Origin of the sequence: Humidisolicoccus flavus, from assembly GCF_045689595.1 — a bacterium.
Classification (GTDB): Bacteria; Actinomycetota; Actinomycetes; order Actinomycetales; family Microbacteriaceae; genus Humidisolicoccus; species Humidisolicoccus flavus.
The window spans coordinates 1356866-1380295 of the sequence record NZ_CP142724.1 but is presented as its reverse complement, the minus strand read 5'-3'; the positions used below and the strand labels follow the sequence as shown (position 1 = coordinate 1380295).

Below are 23430 nucleotides of genomic sequence, written 5' to 3'. Positions count from 1 at the left end.
CCCAGTGTTGCTGGTCGACCCGGGTGCGTGCCCAGAGGAATGCTCACCCTGAGCACGCACGTCGAGCATCGGGGACCGGGGTTAGAAGAATCCCATCGGGCCTTCTGCATAACTCACCAGCAGGTTCTTCGTCTGCTGGTAGTGATCGAGCATCATCTTGTGATTTTCACGGCCGATACCGGAGTGCTTGTATCCACCGAAAGCCGCGTGTGCCGGGTACTGGTGGTACGTGTTCGACCACACTCGACCCGCTTCGATCGCGCGGCCTGCGCGATACAGCGTTGTCGCTTCTCGGCTCCAGACTCCAGCACCGAGTCCGTAGATCGTGTCGTTCGCGAGTTCGATCGCCTCGTCGTAATCCTTGAAACTCGTGAGCGCCAAGACAGGCCCGAAGATCTCCTCCTGGAAGATTCGCATCCGGTTGTGGCCCTTGAAGATGGTCGGCGTGACGTAGTAGCCGCCGGCCAGGTCGCCCTCGAGCTCGGCGCGGTGGCCACCCACGAGTAGCTCGGCACCTTCTTGCTTGCCGATGTCGATGTAGCTCAGAATTTTTTCAAGTTGATCGTTCGATGCTTGCGCACCGATCATCGTGTCCGTGTCGAGCGGATTGCCCTGAATGATCTTGCCGACGCGCGCGATCCCGTCTTCGACGAAGCCGTCGAAGATCGACTCCTGCACGAGCGCTCGTGAGGGGCACGTGCACACTTCACCCTGATTGAGGGCGAAGAACGAAAAGCCTTCGAGCGCTTTGTCGTAGTACGAATCCTTCTGGCGAGCGACATCCTCGAAGAAGACGTTCGGGCTCTTTCCGCCGAGTTCGAGCGTCGCCGGAATCAGATTCTCGCTCGCGTACTGCATGATCAGGCGACCGGTCGTCGTTTCGCCCGTGAAGGCGATCTTCCGAATCTTCGTGTGCTGCGCGAGCGGGGCGCCCGCTTCGATGCCGAAGCCGTTGACGATGTTCAGCACGCCATCGGGCAGGAGATCATCGATGAACGACAGCAGCAGGTGAATCGAGGCAGGGGTTTGCTCTGCGGGCTTCAAGACGACACAGTTTCCGGCTGCAAGCGCTGGCGCGAGCTTCCAGACGGCCATGAGGATCGGGAAGTTCCACGGAATGATCTGGCCGACCACGCCGAGCGGCTCATGGAAGTGATACGCGATGGTGTCGTGGTCGATCTCGGAAATTCCACCCTCCTGAGCTCGAAGCGCTCCGGCGAAGTAGCGGAAGTGGTCGATTGCGAGGGGAATGTCGGCGCCGAGCGTCTCGCGCACCGCCTTGCCGTTCTCGAACGACTCCGCGACTGCGATTTCTTCGAGATGCTCCTCCATGCGGTCTGCAATGCGATGCAGAATGAGTGCGCGCTCGGCAGGGCTCGTTTTTCCCCAACTGCCGAAGGCCTTCCATCCTGCTTCGACTGCGGCATCGATGTCCTCGGCCGTTCCTCGGGCAACCTCGGTAAAGGTCTTTCCCGTGATCGGACTCGGGTTTTCGAAGTACTGCCCCTTCGCCGGTGGCACGTATTTGCCGCCGATGTAGTTGTCGTAGCGAGACTTGTAAGAGACGATCGAGCCGTCTTCTCCGGGCCGTGCGTACACAGTCATGGTGCACCCTTTCTGACGTCGTTGTCGCGGCGGGTTGCCGCTTCCTCGACGGTACGCCGCGAAAGGTTGCAAGCTGTTGCACGCGGTATCAGGCGCCGATCTCGATGTCGAGCGCCTCGATGTGCTCGACGACGGCTGCTCGTTTCGGGGATCGTTGTGGCAGTCGCGCGAGCAGCGCCATCCAGACCTCGCGGTCCCAGCGGGCATGGGTCGTTGCGTATTCGTACAGCGCATCGACGCCGGCGTCGGTGAGCATCGCGCTTCGGAGCCGGGCGGCGAGCATTCCCCGAAGCGAAACAACGCCGGGAGAGAGCGAACCCGGCAGGAACTCGCCGCGATAGCAGGAGAGCGCCACCCGATGCGCACCGCGATCGAGTAGCGACACCAATCGATCAGCGTCCGTTTCTACTTCGTGACTGAGCCGATACGGGCGACTCAGGATGTCGATCCCGTGCGCTCGCAGCTGACGTTTGAGGCGCGAAACTTCCGCGCGGACGGTCGTCGGGGCCTCGTCGTATTCGTAGAGCAGTGCAGCGAGCTCATCGCTTCGTAGCCCTTCCGGGTGAAACAGCAGCAGCGCGAGAATTTCTGAATGTCGAGCGCTGAGCGGTGTTTCGCCGTGTCCGCTGGAACAGAGCGCCGTCTCGGTGCCGAGGAATCGAACGAAGGGGGCAAGCGTTCGTGCGGCTCGAGGTGTCGTCCGCTGCAGGAGGCGCTGCACGAGCAGTTCGCGTTCCACCGCGGCGGCGGTTGCTTCCAGGAGCGGAAGCGTGTGCTGATCGATGACCTGCTGTCCGCCGGTGATGTCGATGACGCCGATGAGCATGCCGGTTTCGGGATCATGTACGGGGGACGCGGTGCAGCTCCAGGTTTGCACGGCGGCGGCAAAGTGCTCTTCTGCATGGATCTGGATGCTGTGATCGAGCGCGAGTGCGGTTCCCGGGGCGCTCGTGCCGACGCTGCGCTCTGACCAATCCGCGCCGGGAAGGAAGAGCATGGATTCGGCGCGTGCCTTCAAGCGCTGATCGCCATCGACCCAGAGCAGCCGGCCCATTGCGTCGCCGACTGCGACGAGCACACCGGAGCCGGTCTCGGCGTCGCGATGCAGGAGCTTTCGGATCACATCGAGCGCGGGAGCGAGCGGATGCTCAGCTTGTGCGCGCGCAAGGTCGTCGCCTTCGAGGACGATGGGCGCTTCGGCGGCTTCGGGATCGAGGTGACTGGCTCTGGCCCGACTCCATGACTCCTGCACAACGCCACGAGGCAGAGTGCTCTCGGGTCGCGCGAGCCACTGGTTCATCGAAGTCCCTCACCGCGAGGATGCCGTGCAATGAACTTCGCTTCACGTCACGGTCTCGCTCCACAACACTGTGTGGTTCGAGTCTACGTTTCCGCGCTCCGCGAGGGAATGGCGCGATCGTCGGCGGTGGTGACGCGAGCACGCGGCTGTCTCCTGCCGCGGTCGCGATTACTGCTGCGCTGCGACCGCCCGCAGGGCTTCGCCGTCGAGCCGGTACCGCTCCCAATCGCTCTGCGGGGTGCCGCCGAGCGCATCGTAAAAGCCGATCGCTGAATCGTTCCAACGCAGCACCGACCATTCGAGCCGGCGATACTCGCGCTCGGTGCAGAGGGCCGCGAGGGTTGCGATGAGACGCTTACCCAGGCCCGCTCCACGAGCATCGGGGCTCACGTAGAGATCTTCGAGATAGATCCCGTGTTTGCCCTCCCAGGTCGAGTAGGTCAGGAACCACAGCGCGAGCCCGACGACGCGGTCGCCGTCGACCGCGAGATGCGCGAAGGCCGCGGGGGAGTCGCCGAACAGCGCGGCGTCGAGATCGGCGACCGAGGTTTTCACGGCATCCGACTCTTTTTCATAGTCGGCGAGCTCTTGGATGAGGCCGAGGATCGAGGGGGCATCGCCAGCAACGGCGGCTCGGATCTGGATCGCAGTCATGCCGCCCATTCTTGCAGTTCGGTGACGGCCGATTCTCGGACGACTCCGGCGTCTGCATTCAGGCGTAGCATTGCGAGGTCTATGAATGAGCGTACGAAATTCCCAATGCTGGCGTTGCTGGTCATCGCCTACGCGATCTTTGTCAACATCACCGTCGAGATTTTGCCGATGGGTCTCGTGTTGCCGATGAGTCGCGATCTCGGCGTCTCCGAGAGCAGTATCGGGCTTCTCGTCAGCGTGTTCGCGTTCACCGTGGTCATCTCGAGTACGACGCTCATTTCACTGACGAAGCGGGTGCCACGGCACCTGCTCGTCATCATCGTCCTCATCGCGTTCTCGATCACGTGCATCGGCACCGCGCTCGCACCGAACTACCCGATCATGATCGCGCTGCGCGTGCTCGGCGGGCTCGCGCACGGTGTCTTCTGGACCGTCGTTGGCGCCTATGCCGCGTATCTCGTTCCAAAGGAACAACTCGGTCGTGCGGTCGCGATCACGAGTGCGGGTGGTTCGCTCGCGTTCGTGCTCGGCTTGCCCGTCGCGACCCTCCTCGGTCAAACCATCGGATGGCGCGCATCGTTCGGGCTCTTCGGAGTTGCGTGTGCGATCGGCGCCTTCCTCGTCTGGCGCCTGCTCCCGCGCGTCAACCACCTCGCGCATCTCGCGACCACCGAGACGGGCTCGGTCGCGATTCCAAAGCGCGACCCCTCAGCCTCTGTGCGCGGAGTCGTTTTCGCGGTGCTCGCGACCGCGATCGCGATGACCGGACAGTACGCCTTCTACACGTACGTCTCGCCGTATCTCGTGAACGTGGCCGGAGTTCCCGAGCCGATGCTGAGCCCAGCGCTACTCGCTTACGGGCTCATGGGTGCGCTCTCGCTCCTGATCATGTCGCTCTGGGTCGGTCGTTGGCCGTTCCTCGGCGCGGTCGGATGTTTGCTCGTCATCCTCATGGCGATGCCGACCCTGTTGTTCTCTGATTCGATCGGGCTCACGCTCATTGCCTTGCTCGCGTGGGGCTTTGCCATGGGCGCACTCCCGCCGCTGCTGCAAACGCGCCTGCTGCACGCCTCGCCGCCGCACCTGCTGCAAACCGCGACGGCCTGGTACACGACGGGCTTCAATCTCGGTATCGGCGGCGGCTCGCTCGTTGGAGCGTTCGTGCTCGACAACGCCGGCGCGGACATGCTCCCGTACGTGCTGCTCACCGCGGCGATCGTCGCACTCGCAATGCTGCTGCTCGACCGGCTGCTGCTGCGACGCGACTTCAGGATCGACGCTCGCGACCACGCGGAACGCATCTAGGCGAACCCGAGATTTTGCCGCCCGATCCTGGCAGGTGCTCCCGTGAACCGGATACCATGATCAGGTCGCGACTGGCGTTGAGGTGGATACCACCGGGGAGCGACATTCGTCTACTTGGCCGCACGCCTGGGCCGGCACGATGATCCGTGCCACCGCGAAGTCGAAGGAGTCACCTGTGACCGAATCTTCCACGTCCACGTTCAACAAGCCTCTGGCTGAAGTCGACCCAGAAATCGCGGAGGTTCTGAACCGCGAACTGCGTCGCCAGCAGACCTACCTCGAGATGATCGCGAGCGAGAACTTCGTTCCCGTCTCGGTGCTCGAATCCCAGGGCAGCGTGCTGACGAACAAGTATGCAGAGGGCTACCCGGGTCGCCGGTACTACGGTGGCTGCGAAGAAGTCGACGTCGCAGAAGAACTCGCCATCGAGCGTGCGAAGGCGCTCTTCGGTTCGGAATTCGCGAACGTGCAGCCGCACTCCGGTGCGAGTGCGAACGCCGCTGTGCTCCACGCGATCGCTCGCCCTGGCGACACACTCCTCGGGCTCTCGCTCGACCAGGGTGGCCACTTGACGCACGGCATGAAGATCAACTTCTCCGGCCGTCTCTACAACATCGTCGCTTACGGCGTCGACCCGGAAACCAGCCGGATCGACATGGACGAGGTTCGTCGACTCGCGATCGAGAGCAAGCCGAAGGTCATCATCGCCGGCTGGTCGGCATACCCCCGCCAACTCGACTTCGCCGCATTCCGCGCGATTGCCGACGAGGTCGGCGCGCTGCTGTGGGTCGACATGGCGCACTTCGCGGGCCTCGTGGCCGCAGGGCTGCACCCGAACCCGGTGCCGCACGCGCACGTCGTCTCCTCGACCGTGCACAAGACCATCGGTGGCCCACGCTCCGGCTTCATCCTCAGCAACGACGCCGACATCGCGAAGAAGATCAACTCCGCAGTGTTCCCGGGGCAGCAGGGTGGACCGCTCATGCACGTGATCGCGGCGAAGGCGACCGCCTTCAAGCTCGCAGCGACCGATGAGTTCAAGGACCGCCAGGCGCGCACCCTCACGGGAGCGTCGATCATCGCTGACCGTCTGTCGCAGAGCGACGTGCAAGACGCGGGCATCCAGGTTCGCTCCGGCGGCACCGATGTGCACCTCGTGCTCGTCGACCTCCGCAACGCGGCGATCGACGGCAAGCAGGCCGAAGATCTTCTGCACAGCATCCACATCACCGTGAACCGCAACGCCGTGCCGAACGACCCGCGCCCACCGCTGGTGACGAGCGGCCTCCGCATCGGAACCCCGGCGCTCGCGACTCGTGGATTTGGCGACGCCGAGTTCACCGAGGTTGCAGACATCATCGCGCTCGCGCTCATCCCAGGCGCAGACATCGAGGCGCTGAAGGCACGTACCGACGCACTCGCTGCGAAGTTCCCGCTCTACCCAGGCCTCGCGTGAGCGCGGTCCTGCTCGACGGGAACGCCACCGCAGCAGCGGTCAAGAGCGAGCTGAGCGAACGGATTCAGGCGCTCGCGGCGCTCGGTGTGAAGCCAGGCCTCGGAACGCTGCTCGTCGGGGACGACCCCGCGAGCCGCTCCTACGTTGCAGGGAAGCACCGCGACTGCGACGAGGTCGGGATCAATTCGATCCGCGTCGACCTGCCCTCCTCCGCATCGGCGGCCGATGTGAAGGCGGCGATCGCCGACCTCAACTCGGCGAGCGAAGTCACCGGGTACATAATTCAGTTGCCGTTGCCCGCTGGGCTTGACGAGCACGCGATGCTCGAACTCATGGACCCAGACAAAGACGCTGACGGGCTGCACCCGTACAACCTCGGTCGTCTCGTGCTCGGTGTCGAAGGTCCGCTCGATACCCCGCTGCCGTGCACACCGCATGGTGTGCTGCAGATGCTGACGCGCCACGACATTCCCGTCGCTGGAGCACACGTCGCGGTCATCGGCCGTGGTCTCACGGTCGGTCGACCGCTCGGCCTGCTGCTCACCCGAAAAGGTATTGACGCAACCGTGACCCTGTCGCACTCGCGCACGAAGAATCTCGCATCGGTTGTGCGCCAGGCGGACATCGTCGTGGCTGCCGTCGGCGTTCCGGGTCTCATCACTGCCGACTTCATCAAGCCCGGCGCTGCAGTGCTCGATGTCGGGATCACTCGCGGCCTGAACCCAGAGACAGGGAAGGCGAAACTGCGGGGCGATGTCGACAGTTCAGTCGCACAGGTCGCCGGCTATTTGTCACCCGTTCCGGGTGGGGTCGGGCCGATGACCCGAGCAATGCTGCTGCACAACGTGGTGACCGCTGCGGAGCGTGCAACGCACTAATCCATGAACGCAGTGACGGCGGGTCGGGCACTTCGGTGCCCGGCCCGCCGTTTGCTTCACCGCAAGGGCACAGGGAATACTGACTCGCATGGATGACATCGCAGAGTTCATAGGAATGTTGAGTGACAATCTCTGGACTTGGATTCTCGTCCCTGTCGTCCTCGCCGTCAGCATCTACATCTCGATCCGCTCCGGCCTCGTGCAGTTCCGTTGGATTCCCGAGATGTTCCGCACGCTCTCCGACCGCTCGCCGCTCGATAAAGACGGTAAGCCGCAGTCGGTCTCTGCGTTCCAGGCGTTCACGATCTCCGCGGCCTCGCGCGTCGGCGTCGGCAACATCGCCGGTGTCGGAACCGCGATCGCTGTCGGTGGCCCTGGCGCGATCTTCTGGATGTGGCTCATGGCCTTCGTCGTCGGAGCGACCAGCCTCGTTGAATCGGCCCTCGCCCAACTGTTCAAGACCCGCGACCAGGGTTCCTTTCGTGGCGGTCCTGCCTATTACATCCAGCGCGGACTCGGTCAGCGTTGGGCCGGGATCCTCTTTGCGATCATTCTGATCATCTGCTTCCCGTTCGCGTTCAACTCCCTGCAGTCGAACACGCTCGCGGTCACGATCACCGGAGTCACCGGTGGCGACGAGTCGCCGACCTGGATCCCGTTCGTGGTCGGTGCCGTCCTTGCCGGGCTCACCGCCGCCGTCATCTTCGGTGGCGTCCGCCGTATCGCACAGGTCTCGCAGTCGGCGATCCCGATCGTCGCCTTCGCGTACCTCATGATCGGCATCATCATCGTCGGGATGAACGTCGACCAGCTTCCAGCCGTGCTCGCGAGCATCTTCACGGAGGCCTGGGGAACAACGCAGGTCGCTGGTGCGACGCTCGGAACGATCATCATGACGGGAATCCGTCGCGGCATGTTCTCCAACGAGGCCGGGCTCGGCTCGGTGCCGAACGCGGCTGCGAGTGCCGCGGTGACGCACCCGGTGAAGCAGGGTCTCGTCCAGACCCTCGGTGTGTACTTCGACACCTGGCTCGTCTGCTCGATCACCGCGTTCATCATCTTGGTGACGCGCCCTGACCTCACGAACGCTCCCGTCGGTGTCACGCTCACGCAGGATGCCCTCGCCGACAACCTCGGCGCCTGGACCGGCGTGCTCCTCGCGGTCATCATCTTCCTGCTCGCGTTCACCTCGATCCTCGGCAACTACTACTACGGCGAATCCAACCTCCGATTCATCTCGAAGAAGCCGATCTACCTCACGATCTTCCGCTTCGCCGTCGTCGCGATTTCGTTCCTCGGGGCAATCGCAGGTGCCGACCTGATCTGGAACTTCGCCGACGGGATCATGGGCATCATGGCGCTGGTCAACCTGACCGCGGTCGTGCTGCTCTCTGGCATCGCGTTCCGACTCATCAAGGACTATTCGGCGCAGCGCAAAGCAGGGAAAGACCCGGTGTTCGTCCGCTCGAGCATGCCGGACATCAAGAACGTCGAATGCTGGGAGGACGAGGAGAGCGTGACCGGCACGATCGGCACCGTCACCTCGAAGCAGCGCGATGCGAAGCACCGTGCACGTCTACAGGGCAAGCGCGAGGACGCTGCCGACAAGGAATAGCCGAAGGCGACCTCGGGAACCTACTGGTGCTTGAGGTCGCGGTCGCGACGCACAACGCGGAGCTTGATCACCGCGGTCGCCACGAGGATCGCAATCGCGACGGTCAGCGCTGCAATCGCGACGGTGTCATTGTGCGGCTCGCCCCAGGCGCGCTCGCTCGCGACCCACACGAGGCCCCAAGCGAGTGCGAGCGTTGGTGCGAACTTTCCGCGGGTCCAGGCGGCGAAGCTGCCACCGATGAGCGCCGCTGCTGCGAGCACGACAATCGCCCAGGAGGTCGGGGAGAGGTTCCAGCCGTCGAAGCCGCTGGCGACGAGGGCGGAGGTGATGTTCGCGATGGTCGCGATGGTGACCCAGCCGATGTACAGACCGAACGTGCCGTCGGTGACGATCGCGTCGATCAGTGAGGTCGGGCGGTGCTGCACGAGGATGCGCAGGATCAGGCACAGCGTGACGAGCAGGAGTGCGATGACAACGACGCTCAGCCACAGCAGCCCTGCCTGGACCACGAGAATCCAGGCGGCGTTCAGCACCATCGAGAAGACGACGAGTAGTCCGAGGCGGCGGTGCCGTGATTCTTGCGTGTTGCGCGGCAGGAACTGCCAGATCGCGTACGCGAAGAAGCCGAGGTAGATGACGCTCCAAATGCGAAACGCGGGGGTTCCCGGCGATAGGAGCGTTGCGTTCGCGGAGAGTGCGCCGTCGGCGGCCTCAGCGATGGGGGTCCCGATGATGACGCCCGAGCCGATGAAGGCACCGATTGTGGCGACCACTGCAAAGACCGCGACCAGGATCTGGCGAGGGCGGTCGCCCAGCTTGCCAGGTCCGGAGTGCGCCGCTGCGGTGGCGGAGGTGAGTCGGTTCGGGTGCGTCATCGTGAATCCGTTCACTGTGCGGGCAGAGGATTGGGGCTCAAACGCTGGCTGCTCGGGGGACACAGCGTTCTGTGACCACGGTACCGCGATCAGTTGCTCTGGGCTGCGTTCTCGTGTGCATGCTGCGATGCGAATGCGTCGACGTAGATCGCGAGTCGCTCCGTGTAGGTCGCAGCGTTCTGTCGGATCCCCGCGAATTCCTCGTCGGTGACCTCGCGGCGCACCTTGCCCGGCACTCCCGCGACGAGTGAGCGAGGGGGAATCTCAACACCCTCCGTGACGAGCGCGCCCGCGGCAATGATCGAGCCCGCACCAATGCGTGCCCCGTTCATGACGGTGGCGCTCATTCCGATCAGGACGTCGTCGTCGATGGTGCAGCCGTGGATCACCGCGTTGTGCCCGACGCTGACTCCACGGCCGAGTGTCAGCGGGAAGCCGGCATCGACATGGCAGGACACCGAATCCTGGATGTTCGAGCCCTCGCCGATTGCAATGCCCGCGTGCTCCGCACGCAGACTTGCGCCCGGCCAGATGCTGACGTGCGCGGCGAGCGAAACCTCGCCTGCGAGGAAGGCGCCGGGCAGGACGAGCGCCTCATCGGCAACGTCGAGGGTGCGGTCCGGAAGGGAAACGACGGTTGCTCGTTCGTGAATGGTCATCGTGGCTCCTCAGATCTTGGTAAGCATCCCACAACATCATCCTGCAGATGGGCGTAATCATCCTTTGAGACGAGGCCGAAACCGCCATTGCTTTTCTACTGTGAAGACACAGGAACAAAGGAGTGTCATGAGCAGTGCGAATGCTGAGCTGATTGTGGACAGCAGTGCGGTCGCCGCGAACACGCGTGTGTTCGCCGAACGCTCCTCGGGAACGCTCATGGCCGTTGTGAAAGCAGACGCCTTCGGTCACGGAGATCAGGCCGCGACCGTGCTCGCGCACGGGGCCGGAGCCCTCGGTGTCACGAGTCTTGGCGAGGCCTTCGCCCTTCGCGATGCGGGAGTGACCGCGCCGGTGCTGAGTTGGCTCAACCAGATCGATGCGGACTTCGAACAGGCGATTTTGCGCCGAGTTGAGGTCGCTGTCGGCAGCCTCGAACACTTGCAGGCGGTCATCCGCGCAAGTGCAGTCGCCAAGGCTCCGGCCCTCGTGCACCTGCACGTCGATATTGGGATGGGTCGCGACGGAATCCCGATCGAACTCTGGAACTCGCTCTGCACCCTCGCGGCGCTCGCGACGAAGCAGGGTCTTGTGCGGGTCGTCGGTGTCATGGGTCATTTTTCGAGCGCGGACGAGCCAGATGCAGCCCAACACGTTCGTGAGCGTCTCGTCTTCGAGAACGCGGTGCGTGCAGCGCGGAGAATCGGGCTCTCGCCACGATTCGTGCACGTTGCCGCGACCGCTGCGGTGGCAACGAACGCTGGGAGCGCCCTGGCGAATATGGAGCGTGTTGGGGCGGGGCTCTACGGAATCGACCCCTCACAGACGCTCACGCTCCAACACGCGCTGACCCTTCGCAGCCGGGTGATCGGAGTCCGCACCGTGGCGGCCGGAACCGGCGTCGGCTACGGCCATGACTTCGTGACCGACCGGCACGGTTCGCTTGCACTCATCCCGCTCGGGTATGGCGACGGCCTGCCGCGAAATATCGACGGTCGCGCCGAAGTGCTCGTCAGAGGACGACGTTTTCCGATCGTCGGTCGAGTTTCCATGGATCAGATCGTGATCGACACGGGTGCCCAGTTGCTGGAACCAGGAGATGCGGTCACCATCTTCGGGCCGGGTACCGATGGCGAACCGACGGCTGCGAACTGGGCTTCCTGGGCCGACACCATCGAACACGACATCGTCACGAGAATCGGTGCGCGAGTGTCGCGAGTATCGCGCTCGGTACTGCCCGTACGAGTCCCGGAGAGCGGTGATGCGGCGCCGGGTGAGTCTGCCGCGAGTCCTGCATCCACGACCACTCCGGTCCTGGCCACGCCCGCCCCGACATCTTCGACCACGCCCACATCGCCGCGACGAACACTACGCCAACATTCCAGGAGCGCCGCATGACCCCCGACCGTGACAATCAGCCGCTGCACATCGTTGTGATCGGTGGGGGAGCCAACAGCGAGCACGACGTCGCGCTCGCCTCGGCTGCTGCGATCACGCGCGCGATCGCGGAGCTCGGTCACACGCCCAGCCCATTGACGATCGAACGCGATGGTTCCTGGAGCGACAGCGAGGGGCCGATCGACACGGCGGCGGCCGCGACGATCCTCTCCGCGGCGGATCTCGTCTTCCCGGCCCTCCACGGGGCGAACGGTGAAGACGGTGCTGCAGCGGGCTTGTGTGCGCTGCTCGGTGTTCCGATGATCGGATCACCCGTGCGCGCGGGAGCGGTCGCAATGGAGAAGCACGTCACGAAGCTGCTTGCCGAGTCGATCGGCATCACCTGCGCTCGCGGCGTCGTCGTCTTGGAATCATCGGATCGCTCGGCAGCTGCGTCGATGCCGCTGCCCGTCGTCGTGAAGCCCGTCGCGGCGGGATCGAGTTTCGGCGTGCAGTACGTCGACGATGCCGGCGCGCTCGACGACGCGATTGACGCTGCGTTCACCTTTGACCGTGTCGTCCTCGTCGAAGAGTTCATCGACGGACGTGAAATCGACATCGCCGTGTATCGATCGAGTGAGGGATCGCTCGTGGCCGGGTCGAGCCTCGAAATCGATCTGGCGACCGGCACCGTCTTCGACACGGAGCAGAAGTATGCGGGCGAGCCCCCGTTCACGATTCCGGCGAATCTCAGTACAAGCGAGGCGGAGCAGCTGGAGCGGGCCGCGAAGCAGCTCTACGAAATGCTCGGCTGCGCCGGGATCGCACGCTTCGATTTCTTCCTGACGAACAAGGGTCTCGTGCTCAACGAAGTCAACACGATGCCCGGGTTCACGCCGAGCTCGCAAGTGCCCCGAATGTTCGCGGCCAAGGGGCTCTCCTACCCTGCGCTCGTCGCCGAACTCATCGACGCAGCGCTCGTGGCAGCGGCGACGCCGCGTTCATCCGAACTGCGATAGCCCGTAGCATCAGAGCGTGAGCCGTACGACACTCGTTGACGCCTTCCGCCGTCGGGCGGGCACCTCGTCGCGCGATGCCTGGCGATTCGTCCGCAGGATGAGCGGCGTTTCACTGCTGATCGACCTCGCCATCGCGCTGGTTTGCGGTGTGATCTTCATCGCGCCGTGGCCCTTCGACATCCTGCCGCCGAGCGCGACCGCCGTCGTCATCTCCGTCGTCGCGATCTTCCTGCGACGCTTGTCCCCGACGACCGCGCTCGCGTTGCTGTGGGTGCTCGCATCGGTGCAGATCCTCGGCGGCGAACGGCCGGGGCTGCTCGATGCCTCCCTGCTGATCGTGATCGGTACGATCTCGACGGTCGGCAGTCGTTTGGAGGTCGTGCTCGCGGGCCTCTCGGCAATCGCAGGTGGGTTCATTGCAACCTGGTATCTCGCGACCACGGGAACGCGGTACCTCGAAATCATCGACGGAGCACCCGATGAACGGCTCGGCATCGCACTCCTGCCCACCTTTGCGCTGAGTGGCGCGTGGTTCTTCGGTGTCGCGCTTCGTTCTCTGCGAGCGCGCACGGTCGAACTCCAGCGTCGAGTCGCCGCGGAAGACGTCGCCGAGCGAGCTGTCGATGAAGTGCGCACGGAGCGCATTCGCACCGCGATGGCCCGAGATGTGCACGATGTCGTTGGACATTCGCTCGCGGTGATCATCGCGCAGGCCGACTCGGTCCGTTACCTCCGCGATGAAGCACAGATCCGTGCAGTCAGCGAGACCATCGCAAACACCGCTCGATCCTCGCTCACGGAGGTGCGTGCGGTGCTCAGCGAGAGCATCACACCGGCCGAGAACGAGCCGGCGGCGCTCGAGAGCATCGTCGAGCGAGTTCGAGCGGCAGGAGTCACGGTCGATCGATCGATGCGAGGAACGCCGCGGGTCATGGACGCGAACGCCGCTGTCGTTGCTCGGCGGGTGCTGCAGGAGATGCTCGCGAATGCGCTGCACCATGGCGCCGAGAACGAGCCGATCATGGTTCGTGAACTCTGGCGCTCCGAAGATCTCGTCCTCGAAGTCGAGAACGTCATCGCAAAACACGTCGTGCACGGCTCAGGACTCGGTTTGAGCGGCATGCAGGCTCGCGTCGCAAGTATTAACGGGAGTTTCGAGGCCACCCGCATCGGCGACAGTTTTTCCGCGCGCGCCAGGATCCCGACCGCGGCGCTGTTGCCTCCCGCAGTGCAGACCCGGCATGACACGGGCCGAATCGACACGGGCCGAATCGACACGGGCCGAAGCGACACGGGCCGAAGCGACACGGGCCGAATCGACACGGGCCGAGTCGATGCCGCCCGGAGCGACAAGGCTCGAGTCGCGAACGACCGTGGCACGACAGAGCGCTCCGCTGCCGGTCGTCGGGAGGCGAGCAAAGTACCCCATCAGTCTCCCGCTCCACCGCGGACGCACATCGAAGAACGGCACAACGAACAATGACGCAAGCAATTCGAATCCTGCTCACCGATGACCAAGATCTCTTCCGTTCGGGAATCCGTGTGATCCTCGACGCGCAAGACACCTTCGAGGTCGTCGGGGAAGCCGCAGACGGCGAAGAGGCGCTCCGGAAGATCGAGTCGCTCCGGCCGGACATCGTCCTGCTCGACATGCGGATGCCGGTCATGGATGGCGTCGAGACAGTCCGGCGACTCTTCTCCGGCAGCATTGCAGAACCGCTCCCGCGAGTCATCGTGCTCACGACCTTCGCGCTCGACGCGGCGGCAGCAACCGCGATCCGCTACGGAGCGAGCGGGTTCCTCCTGAAAGACAGCACCCCAGAGTTCTTGTTCGCTGCAGTGCGGGCGGTGCACTCGGGCAGCGCGGTGATCGCGCCGCAGCAGCTGGAAGCATTGTTCCTCCACGACGGTGAATACGTTCCGGCGCCCGTCATCCCCGAAGATTTCGCCCGGCTCAGCGTCCGTGAGCGCGCAGTCTTCGCGCTCGCGGCGAAGGGGTACTCGAACAGTGAGATCGCAGAGCAGGAGTTCGTCGCGGAATCCACCGTGAAATCGCAGATCAGCAGCATCCTCAATAAGCTCGCGCTGCGTGATCGCGTGCAGCTGGTCGTCTACGCGCACGATCACAAGATCGCAGACCTCCCCGCGGGCCAATAACCCTCGGCAACAGTGGAGCCGAACGCACAACAGCCACGACCCTGAAGGGCCGTGGCTCTTCTCGGTTGTGCGAAGTTAGCCGGCGACTGCTGCAGTCTCGTTGACCTGCAGTGGCGCCTTGCGAACCCAGCGCTTCAAGGCGATCACGGTGAGTGCGGTCAGGATCGCACCGACCACGATTGCCGCGACGAACATTCCGATGTTGCCGATCGCGAAGAAGACGAAGATTCCTCCGTGCGGGGCCTGGCTCGTGACGCCGAACGCCATCGTGAGTGCACCCGTCGTCGCCGCACCGACGATCGAGGCAGGGATCACGCGCAGCGGGTCGGCGGCAGCAAAGGGAATCGCGCCTTCGGAAATGAACGAGGCTCCGAGCAGCCAGGCTGCTTTTCCGTTTTCGCGCTCAGCCGCGGAGAAGAGCTTCTTGTCGATCACGGTCGCGAGGGCCATGCCGAGCGGTGGCACCATTCCAGCTGCCATGACGGTCGCCATCATCATCCAGGGAGCCTGGTTCGCGATGCTGCCAGCCGCGAGGCCTGCGACCGCGAACGAGTAGGCGACCTTGTTGATCGGGCCGCCGAGGTCGATCGCCATCATCGTCCCGAGAATGATGCCGAGCAGGATTGCAGCAGAACCGGTCAAGCTGGCCAAGAAGTTCTCGAGCCCGTCGGAGAGCGCGGCGATTGGGCCCGCGAGCAGGAGCACCATGAGCCCCGAAGCGAACAGTGAGGCGAGCAGCGGGATGATCACGACCGGCATGAGGCCAGCGAGCCAACGCGGCACGCTCCAGGTTCCGATCCAGTAGGCGGCGAGACCGGCGAGAAGACCACCGACGATTCCGCCGAGGAATCCGGCGCCCATGAATCCGGAGATCGCACCGGCGACGAATCCGGGTGCGATACCCGGGCGGTCTGCGATGCCGTAGGCGATGTATCCGGCGAGTGCTGGAACGAGGAAGCCCATCGAGGCCTGCCCGATCGTGAAGAAAGCGCAGCCGAGGAAGAAGAGCAGGCCTTGTGGTGGGAGATCCCAGAGTGCGTAGGAAAGTACGACGTTCTGCGCAATGCTCTGACCCTCGACATCACTGGCGAGACCGATTTCGTATCCGCCGAGCAGGAAGCCGAGCGCGAGCAGCAGGCCACCACCGGCAACGAACGGGATCATGTAGCTCACGCCGGTGAGGAGGACGCGCTTCACCTTTGCGCCGAACGAACCGTCCGAAGGTGCAGAGGAATCGGCCTTCGCGCCGCTCGCTGGAACCTTGCGGGACTGCGGGTCCTCGGCTGCCGCGAGTGCTTCACGAATGAGGTTGTCGCTGTCGTCGATACCGCGCTTCACTGGCACCTGAATGACCGGGAGTCCGGCAAATCGACTCTTGTCGCGAACGTCGACATCCACGGCAAAAATAACGGCCTCAGCGTTTTCGATGATCGATGGGTCAAGCGGTTTGGCGCCGCTCGAACCCTGCGTTTCGACGTCGAGCCGAACTCCGGCTCGCTGCGCCGCAAGCTTCAGGGCGTCTGCCGCCATGTAGGTGTGGGCGATTCCCGTTGGGCATGCCGTGATCGCGACGAGGCGACGCTCACCGGAGGTCTGGGCGCTCGGGGTGGCCGGTGCCTCCTCGGGCTCGCGATCAGCGACGGCCGCGTCCACGAGCGCGACGATTGCCTCGGGCGACTCTGCCGCGCGGAGACTGTCGGTGAACTCCGGGTTCACGAGGCTTCCGGCGAGCTTCGAGAGCACAGCGAGATGCGTTTCGGCTGCGCCATCGGGAGCCATGATCATGAAAACGAGGTCCGCGGGGCCGTCGTCGGCTCCGAAATCGACGCCGGGTTGGAGGCGCGCGAAGAACAGACTCGCCTCGTTGACGGCTGCGGCCTTGCAGTGCGGGATCGCGATGCCGCCGCCCATCCCGGTTGGCGTGAGTTCTTCGCGAGCGAGCACAGCGGTGGCGAGGGCCTCGGCGTCGTTCGCGCGACCAGCTGCAGCGGCGCGCTTCGCGAGTGCCCGAATCACCTCCTGCTTCGTTCCGCCGAGCGATTCGTCGAGCGCGACGAGCTCCGTCGTGATGATGCTGTTCATGGTGTCCTCCTCAAAAGACCTTCGGTTGCGACGACGGCGTCGGCGTCAGCCTGTGCAAGTGTTGGGATCGTGGTGCCGGGGAGCGCCGCTGCGGCGGAGCCGGATGCGACTGCTTGGCGGAGGCAGTCGGCAGGGGAACGGTGCGCGGTCTCGGCGTGCAGGTATCCGGCGAGACTCGCGTCACCGGCACCGACCGTGGAACGGACCACCGTTGGCGGGGGAGCAGCACGCCACACGCCCTCGGCGGTGATGAGTGCGGCGCCGTCGCCACCGAGCGTCAGAAGTACCGCGTTGGAGCGCGTCCCGATCATCGTGGTCGCGGCCGCAATTGCTGAATCCACGTCATCGAAGGGTCGGGCGGCGAGCAGTTCTGCCAGCTCCTCATCGTTGGGTTTGATGAGATCGACGGGAGTCGGAAGGCTCGTGACGGTCTCGAGCGCCTGCCCGGAGGTGTCGGCGCAGATCTTGATTGCGGCGTTTGCCTCCCGTGCAGTTTCGATCACGCGAGCGAGGACGCTCGGTGCCGTCGTCGAGGGAAGGCTTCCGGCGATGACGAGCCACGAGGCATGTGCGGCATGCTGGCGCACCGCGGTGAGGGTGGCATCGATCGCCGCAACGGAGAGCGGTGATCCGGGCTCATTGATCTTCGTGGTCGTGCCATCGGGCTCGGTGAGTGCGATGTTGCAGCGCACGGGTGCGCCGGTCGGAATCGCGGTGAACGGGACATCGAGCGCGGCGAGCTGCTGGACGAACGGATCGTCGGTGTCTGCGGCGACGATTGCGTGCGAGGCAGTGCCGGCCGCGAGCAGGACTCGAGTGACGTTCACGCCTTTGCCTGCGGGGACATCGACCGCGCGCTTCGGGGTGCGCAAGACTTCGCCGCGTTCGAGACGGCTGCTCAGATCGAGCGTCCTGTCGATCGACGGGTTGAGTGTCAGAGTGATGATCATGCGACGAACACCTCGCATCCGGCGGCCCGAAGTGCATCCGCGATCGATTTCGGGGGCTCCGCGTCGGTGATGAGCACATCGATCTCGTCGAGGGTTGCAAAGGTGCAGAGGGTTTCAACGCCGAACTTCGAGGAATCCGCGAGCACCGCGACCCGGCGACCGCTTGCGACGATGGCCTCCTTGACCGCGGCTTCTTCGAGGTCTGGCGTCGTCAATCCGTGTGCGGTGATGCCGTTCGTTGCGACGAGCACGAGGTCGGGTCGCATGCGCGCGATCGCGAGCACGGTTTGCGCGCCGACCGCTGCGCCCGTGATCCCGCGGATCCTGCCGCCGGTCATGTGGACGTCGAGCGATGGCTGCTGCGCCAGAATCTGCGCGATTTCGGGGGTGTGCGTCGTGGCGACGAGGCGCTGCTCCGGCCGCATCGTCGTGACGAGCTGGCGGGCGAGCGCTGCGGTGGTGGTTCCGGCGTCGATGAACATGCTCTGTGTTGGAGAGGCGAGCAGGCGCGTTGCTGCGAGCGTGCCGATGCGTGCTTTGGCATCCGCGTGGCGGGTGAGGCGTTCGGAGGTTGAAGGTTCGGCGAGGCTGTGCGCGCCGGGAGCGACAGCGCCACCGTGGACGCGCTGGGCTTTGCCGGTGCGTTCGAGCAAGTCGAGGTCGCGGCGAACGGTTTCTGGGGTGACGCCGAGTTTGTCGGCGATGTCATTGACGAGCACGCTGCCGTGGGCGCGAAGCTGCTCTTCGATTGCGTGACGGCGCTGGGTTGCGAGCATTGGTCCTCCTTGACTGCTCTGACGGTACCAAAGAAAACAACAGAAACAAAGCAAAACAAAGAAAAATGCAGACTCGTCGATCGTGCGCACGGTCGAAACATCGCGCTCCTACAATCGAGGCGTGACCTCGTCGCCCCGGAATATTGCCGATTGGCTGAGCACGCATCAGATCGCGATCTGTGGCCTCGGCATTGTCACCGGCGCGCTCGTCGGATGGCTCGTCCCTGGTGCGAACGTGCTGGAATGGGCGATCACGCCAGCGCTCATGATCCTGCTCTTTGCAACATTCCTCGGAGTGCCGATTCTGCAGCCGCTCCGGCTCCGAGAGCATGCTCGCTTCTTTGCGAGCGTGCTGCTCACGAATTTCGTTGCCGTTCCAGCGCTCGCATGGCTTGTCAGTCGCCTGGTTGCGGGCGATGATGCGCTCGTGTTCGGCGTGCTCCTCGTGCTGTTGACGCCATGTGTCGACTACGTGATCGTCTTCACGCGGATGGCCGGCGGCGATGCCGCGACGCTCCTGCGGTCGACGCCGCTCCTGATGCTGCTGCAGTTCGTGTTGCTTCCGGTCTTCCTGTTCTTGTTCCTCGGCAGCGACGCAGCGGCCGCGATCGCACCGGGGCCGTTCGTGCAGGCGTTCCTTCTCATCATCGCAATGCCGTTCGCAGCCGCAGCCCTGGTGCAACGTTTCAGCAGCGGTGCTCCGTCACTCGTGATCCGTACCGCTGAACTGGCCATGGTGCCCGTGACGGCAATGACGCTGTTCCTTGTGCTCGCGTCGCAATTCGGGTCGATCCTTGCCGAGGCGGCAGGGCTGAGTGTGGCGGTCGGCGTGTACGTCGCATTCGTGCTGCTCGCATTCGCGATCGGGGTGCTGATCGCGAAGCTCAGCGGCCTCGCGGTTCCGGAGTCGCGTGCGCTCGTGTTCAGTGGCGTAACCCGGAATTCGCTCGTGGTCCTCCCGCTCGCCTTCGCGCTCCCGGAAGGGTATGCGATCGTTCCCGTCGTCGTTGTCACACAGACTGTGGTTGAACTCCTCGCGATGCTCATCCTCGTCCGGGTGGTACCCAGGGTCCTTGTGTAGCGTTGACCGTGGCCCCACCACCGAAGGGCGGGGTGCAGAATCTCGATTTCGACGAGTATGCAGAGGAGCCAAGGGCATGGCACGCAGAATTCTCAAAAACGAGACGAAAGTCGCAATTGTCGTTGCGGCAATGATTTTGGTCCCGACGTTCATCATCTTCGCGGCAACGATGCTGCCGGATGCGATGGGCAATGAATACGCTTCGATGCTGATCGGAACGCTCTCCCTCATCGCCATTGTCGGCGTCGTGCTCTACTGCACGCGAAACTTCCGCGGGGATAACGAAGAGATCCAGCCGCCGCGCGAGTGGTGGCGCATGACCGCTCGCCCGATGTCGGGGTTCATCTTCGGGGCGTTCTTCGGAGCAACCGTCGTGACCTCCGCCTACGATTTCCTCTCGGGCAACGTCACTTTGTCGGTCAGCCCGACACTCGCCGTCGTCACCTTCGCCGTCACCGCCATCATCACGATCATGTTCTTCGTATCGTCGATTCGACTCATGCGCATGGAGAAGCTCGAGCAGGAACCAGCGAGCGTCCTCACAAACCGCCGGTAGTGCAGGAGCTGCGACTTTCTGCATCGACCACGATGCGTGCGAGTCCGCTGAGCGTCGATAAGGACGACGAAAGAGAAATCGTTATCTTTTCTGGCGAGGCTGTGTGCGCTCAATGGCTATTCTGAGTGAAACGTAGCGAAGGAGCTCAGGTGGATATTGCCGAACGGCTGACCAGCCTTGCAAACAAGATCAGTCAGCAGCGGGGTGCGATTGAAACCGAAGAGGCCACGAAGAATGCCTTTGTGATGCCGTTCATTTCGCTCGTGCTCGGGTACGACGTCTTCAATCCAAACGAAGTCGTTCCAGAATTCACCGCTGATGTTGGAATCAAGCGCGGCGAGAAAATCGATTATGCAATCGTGCACAACGAGAAAGTGCAAATTCTCGTTGAATGTAAAAAGATCGGCGCACCCTTGAGCGTGAGCCACGCCTCACAGCTCTTTCGGTACTTCGCGGTTGCTCACGCGCGTATTGCGCTGCTCACCGATGGTGATGAGTACCAGTTCTTTACCGATCTTGATGCGCCAAATCGGATGGACGAGAAGCCGTTCCTTGTACTAAAGCTCTCTGACCTCGATGAGACCTTGATTCCAGAGGTGCGGAAGCTCACGAAGGACGACTTTGACATCGACTCAATCGTGAGCGCGGCTGAAGAGCTGAAGTACATCGGTGCCCTGAAGCGAGCGCTTGGAGTGCAGTTCCGCACTCCCGACAAGGACTGGGTGCGTTTCCTTACCGGGCGCGTGTACGACGGTCAGTTTACGCAGAAGGTGCGGGATCAGTTCACCGTGCTCGTCGAAAAAGCGTCGAAGCAGTTTTTGAGCGACCAGGTCAACGAGCGCATTAAGGCGGCCCTCGGTGGACAGGCCTACGCACCATCCGTTGATAACGCCTCGGTTTCGGGTTCCGACGCAAGTGAGCACGTCGCGCAAGCGAGTGTCGAGAACGCGATCACAGGGGACGGAATCGAAACCACGCTTGAGGAAATCGAAGCGTTCCAGATCGTGCGGGCCATTATTTGCAGTGAAGTCGCACCGTCTCGAATCGTACAAAGAGATACGAAGTCGTACTTTGGCGTGCTCCTCGACGATAACAACCGCAAGCCACTCGCTCGGCTGCACTTCAATACCGCGCAGCACTACATCGGGCTGTTTGATGAGAATAAGGTTGAGACTCGCCATGCGATTACTCGCAACGACGAGATCTACGCGTTTGCAGATCAACTGCGAGCTGCTGTCCACTTTTACGAGTAGGGGTCAGTGGGTCTCGCGCACTGGCTCCTGGCATGGTCCCCCAGCGCCTATTGATTGGTGCTCGCGGAATTCGTCATTGACGCGGGACTCGGAGTTTGCAACGGTGACGGAATGAGCCTTTACATCACTTGCCCGGTCGAAAGCGTTGAGCGCTCGACCGCGTTCTACACGGCGCTCGGTTGGCCCCTCAATGCGGAGATGTCGAACGACAGTGTCTCGTGCTTCACGATTGCGCCGGAGCAGTTCCTCATGCTGGGGAGCCGCGAAATGTATGCGAGCGTCGGCGGCGTCGAATCCTTGATCGGTGGGCCCGATACGCCATCGAAGGTCACCGTCTCGTTCGACCTCGACAGTCAGGCTGCAGTCGACGCGCTGGTCGAGCGAGCCGGAGCCGCGGGCGGGCGGATCGGTGACACCGACGACTACCCCTTCATGTATCAGCGGCAGTTCGACGACCCCGACGGCTACCACTACTCGCCGTTCTGGATGAAGCCGAACATTGAAGAAGCTGCTGGATAAGCGGAGCGCTACAAAACGCTAATCGGTGGCAGGCCCTCGACCTGTTCTTCGCTCCGGAGCGCCTTTCGCAGTAGCTCGGCGAGCGCGCGCATGGTGGTTGAGGCGGCCGCGATGGGGCGGGCATACAGGTGGACGATCCTGAAGGCATCCTCGTCTCGCAACGGCACCGCCCGCACCGTCGAGGGCAGTATTCCGCGACCGAGTCGTGGAACGACGGTCACTGCGATGCCGGCTTCGACATAGCGGATCAGTGTCTGGAACTCAGCAGCTTCGAACGCCTGCGCAAGCGGTGCCAGGAGCGCGGGATCGTGCGAGGCGATCCAGCGGCTATAGGGATCGTGGATTGGGGAGAGTGCCCATTGATCGGTCGCCAGTTCCCGCAGCGCGATCGACTCGTTTTCGGCAAGGGGGTGGAATGCGGGAACCACCGCATCGAGCGCATCATTACCCAGTTCCACTCGCGTGAGCACTCGTTGGCGGAACTCGTCGGGCGGAATCCGGCCCCAGCTCTTGTGGACGACCGCGTCGAGCGAGCCTTGCGCGAGCATTTCGAGCGCTTCAGCCTGTTCGACTTCGATCGGCACGATCTTCAATCGCGGATACTGCGAGGCGGCGCGAGCAAGCACCGGCACCATGAGCCCGCGAATGGCGGTCGGAAACGCTCCAACCCGAAGCGTGCCCTGCGGTTCACGTTCACCGAGCGGGGCACGAACCAGTTGTTCGAGATCGTCAACGATTGGTCGAGCCCGCTGCACGAGAGCGATGGCCGCGGGGGTCAGAACGACTCGACGTCCGGCGCGCTCCACCATCGGCACTGCATAGTGCCGCTCGAGTTTGCGCAAATGCTGGGTCACGTTTGATCCGGTGTATCCGAGCGATTCCGCGGCGGCAGCGACCGTGCCTTCATCGTGGAGCGCGATCAGAGCGCGCAAACTCACGGGATCAATCATGAACTGAGGCTAATGCAAATACAGCACAACAAGTAACTAGTGCTATGGCTTTTTGGGTGTGAAAGTGAAGGTATTCACTTCTAGGAGGCCACCATGGTTGCACTGTTCATTGTTCTCGGAGTTCTCTCGGTGGCAGCGATCGTGGCGACCATCATTGCGCTTCGCTCGGATGGCTATGGCGCGCGTCCGACGCTCGAGTGCTACAGCTCGCGTCACCCGGTATAAGGCGCTTGAGGCGCCAGAACAGGTGCTCAGTGTTTCGTGTACGAATGTGTAGACGCAACTGAGGAGTAAGGATAGGCCTATCTGCGAGAATCTGCGAAGCGGCGGTGTCGTGCCTTTAAGAATGGAATTCCACGAAGCTT

At 63.4% G+C, this 23430-nt stretch carries 22 protein-coding genes and 1 riboswitch; of the genes, 13 read left to right on the top strand and 9 right to left on the bottom strand.

What is annotated here, in order from left to right:
* Window positions 1-81 precede the first annotated feature (81 nt).
* The 3 genes from exaC to U2H20_RS06590 all read right to left on the bottom strand — a co-directional run bounded on the left by exaC (window position 82) and on the right by U2H20_RS06590 (window position 3559).
* Window positions 82-1605: an acetaldehyde dehydrogenase ExaC gene (gene exaC, locus U2H20_RS06600; RefSeq protein WP_430591500.1), complete on the bottom strand. Its 1524-nt coding sequence runs from the start codon at window positions 1603-1605 to the stop codon at window positions 82-84.
* 88 nt (window positions 1606-1693) lie between these two features.
* The gene (locus tag U2H20_RS06595; RefSeq protein WP_430591499.1) at window positions 1694-2905 is read right to left on the bottom strand and encodes a GAF domain-containing protein; all 1212 of its coding nucleotides are present in this window, start codon (window positions 2903-2905) and stop codon (window positions 1694-1696) included.
* 168 nt (window positions 2906-3073) lie between these two features.
* Window positions 3074-3559: an N-acetyltransferase family protein gene (locus tag U2H20_RS06590; RefSeq protein ID WP_430591498.1), complete on the bottom strand. Its 486-nt coding sequence runs from the start codon at window positions 3557-3559 to the stop codon at window positions 3074-3076.
* Between the two features lie 105 nt (window positions 3560-3664).
* Between U2H20_RS06590 and U2H20_RS06585 the strand changes: the two genes are divergently transcribed.
* The 4 genes from U2H20_RS06585 (at window position 3665) to U2H20_RS06570 (ending at window position 8813) form a co-directional block, all read left to right on the top strand.
* Window positions 3665-4864: an MFS transporter gene (locus tag U2H20_RS06585; protein ID WP_430591497.1), complete on the top strand. Its 1200-nt coding sequence runs from the start codon at window positions 3665-3667 to the stop codon at window positions 4862-4864.
* Between the two features lie 57 nt (window positions 4865-4921).
* A riboswitch (ZMP/ZTP riboswitch) is annotated at window positions 4922-5003 on the top strand.
* A 36-nt stretch (window positions 5004-5039) separates the two neighbouring features.
* Window positions 5040-6320, top strand: coding sequence for a serine hydroxymethyltransferase (glyA, locus tag U2H20_RS06580; protein WP_430591496.1), 1281 nt, complete (start codon window positions 5040-5042; stop codon window positions 6318-6320).
* Window positions 6317-7198 carry a bifunctional methylenetetrahydrofolate dehydrogenase/methenyltetrahydrofolate cyclohydrolase gene (locus tag U2H20_RS06575; RefSeq protein ID WP_430591495.1) on the top strand — a complete coding sequence of 294 codons (882 nt, stop codon included), beginning with the start codon at window positions 6317-6319 and terminating at the stop codon, window positions 7196-7198. The genes glyA and U2H20_RS06575 overlap by 4 nt, the downstream gene beginning before the upstream one ends.
* An 88-nt stretch (window positions 7199-7286) precedes the next feature.
* Entirely contained in the window at window positions 7287-8813 is a 1527-nt protein-coding gene (locus U2H20_RS06570) for an alanine/glycine:cation symporter family protein (protein ID WP_430591494.1), read from the top strand.
* Between the two features lie 20 nt (window positions 8814-8833).
* Here U2H20_RS06570 and U2H20_RS06565 read toward each other — a convergent pair whose 3' ends face one another.
* Both U2H20_RS06565 and U2H20_RS06560 read right to left on the bottom strand, forming a co-directional pair.
* Complete coding sequence (locus U2H20_RS06565) at window positions 8834-9688, bottom strand: tryptophan-rich sensory protein (protein WP_430591493.1); 855 nt, start codon at window positions 9686-9688, stop codon at window positions 8834-8836.
* Window positions 9689-9777: 89 nt separating this feature from the next.
* Window positions 9778-10347: a gamma carbonic anhydrase family protein gene (locus U2H20_RS06560; RefSeq protein WP_430591492.1), complete on the bottom strand. Its 570-nt coding sequence runs from the start codon at window positions 10345-10347 to the stop codon at window positions 9778-9780.
* A gap of 127 nt (window positions 10348-10474) precedes the next feature.
* Between U2H20_RS06560 and alr the strand changes: the two genes are divergently transcribed.
* The 4 genes from alr to U2H20_RS06540 are packed head-to-tail and all read left to right on the top strand — an operon-like array spanning window position 10475 to window position 14898.
* Window positions 10475-11743 (top strand): alanine racemase, encoded by a 1269-nt coding sequence (gene alr, locus U2H20_RS06555; RefSeq protein ID WP_430591491.1) that lies wholly within the window; start codon window positions 10475-10477, stop codon window positions 11741-11743.
* Window positions 11740-12741, top strand: a complete 1002-nt coding sequence (locus U2H20_RS06550; RefSeq protein ID WP_430591490.1) for a D-alanine--D-alanine ligase family protein — start codon at window positions 11740-11742, stop codon at window positions 12739-12741. Before alr ends, U2H20_RS06550 begins: the two co-directional genes overlap by 4 nt.
* 16 nt (window positions 12742-12757) lie before the next feature.
* Window positions 12758-14224, top strand: a complete 1467-nt coding sequence (locus tag U2H20_RS06545; protein WP_430591489.1) for a sensor histidine kinase — start codon at window positions 12758-12760, stop codon at window positions 14222-14224.
* A complete protein-coding gene (locus U2H20_RS06540; protein ID WP_430591488.1) occupies window positions 14221-14898 on the top strand; it encodes a response regulator in 678 nt (225 codons plus the stop codon). The genes U2H20_RS06545 and U2H20_RS06540 overlap by 4 nt, the downstream gene beginning before the upstream one ends.
* A gap of 75 nt (window positions 14899-14973) precedes the next feature.
* Here the strand turns inward: U2H20_RS06540 and U2H20_RS06535 are convergent, their stop codons facing one another.
* The 3 genes from U2H20_RS06535 to U2H20_RS06525 are packed head-to-tail and all read right to left on the bottom strand — an operon-like array spanning window position 14974 to window position 18706.
* Window positions 14974-16980, bottom strand: a complete 2007-nt coding sequence (locus tag U2H20_RS06535) for a PTS fructose transporter subunit IIABC (RefSeq protein ID WP_430591487.1) — start codon at window positions 16978-16980, stop codon at window positions 14974-14976.
* On the bottom strand, window positions 16977-17930 hold the full coding sequence (locus U2H20_RS06530) for a 1-phosphofructokinase family hexose kinase (protein ID WP_430591486.1): 954 nt from the start codon (window positions 17928-17930) through the stop codon (window positions 16977-16979). The genes U2H20_RS06535 and U2H20_RS06530 overlap by 4 nt, the downstream gene beginning before the upstream one ends.
* On the bottom strand, window positions 17927-18706 hold the full coding sequence (locus U2H20_RS06525; RefSeq protein ID WP_430591485.1) for a DeoR/GlpR family DNA-binding transcription regulator: 780 nt from the start codon (window positions 18704-18706) through the stop codon (window positions 17927-17929). Before U2H20_RS06525 ends, U2H20_RS06530 begins: the two co-directional genes overlap by 4 nt.
* Window positions 18707-18827: 121 nt before the next feature.
* On the opposite strand from U2H20_RS06525, the gene U2H20_RS06520 reads away from it, so the two are divergent.
* The 4 genes from U2H20_RS06520 (at window position 18828) to U2H20_RS06505 (ending at window position 22115) form a co-directional block, all read left to right on the top strand.
* A complete protein-coding gene (locus U2H20_RS06520) occupies window positions 18828-19787 on the top strand; it encodes an arsenic resistance protein (RefSeq protein WP_430591484.1) in 960 nt (319 codons plus the stop codon).
* A 76-nt stretch (window positions 19788-19863) separates the two neighbouring features.
* Complete coding sequence (locus U2H20_RS06515) at window positions 19864-20343, top strand: hypothetical protein (protein ID WP_430591483.1); 480 nt, start codon at window positions 19864-19866, stop codon at window positions 20341-20343.
* 149 nt (window positions 20344-20492) lie between these two features.
* Window positions 20493-21596, top strand: coding sequence for a type I restriction endonuclease (locus U2H20_RS06510; RefSeq protein WP_430591482.1), 1104 nt, complete (start codon window positions 20493-20495; stop codon window positions 21594-21596).
* Between the two features lie 111 nt (window positions 21597-21707).
* A complete protein-coding gene (locus U2H20_RS06505) occupies window positions 21708-22115 on the top strand; it encodes a VOC family protein (protein ID WP_430591481.1) in 408 nt (135 codons plus the stop codon).
* A gap of 8 nt (window positions 22116-22123) precedes the next feature.
* Here the strand turns inward: U2H20_RS06505 and U2H20_RS06500 are convergent, their stop codons facing one another.
* Window positions 22124-23065 carry a LysR family transcriptional regulator gene (locus U2H20_RS06500; protein ID WP_430591480.1) on the bottom strand — a complete coding sequence of 314 codons (942 nt, stop codon included), beginning with the start codon at window positions 23063-23065 and terminating at the stop codon, window positions 22124-22126.
* Window positions 23066-23158: 93 nt separating this feature from the next.
* Here U2H20_RS06500 and U2H20_RS06495 point away from each other — a divergent pair, with 93 nt between their 5' ends.
* Window positions 23159-23290 (top strand): hypothetical protein, encoded by a 132-nt coding sequence (locus U2H20_RS06495; RefSeq protein WP_430591479.1) that lies wholly within the window; start codon window positions 23159-23161, stop codon window positions 23288-23290.
* The last annotated feature ends 140 nt before the right edge of the window (window positions 23291-23430 follow it).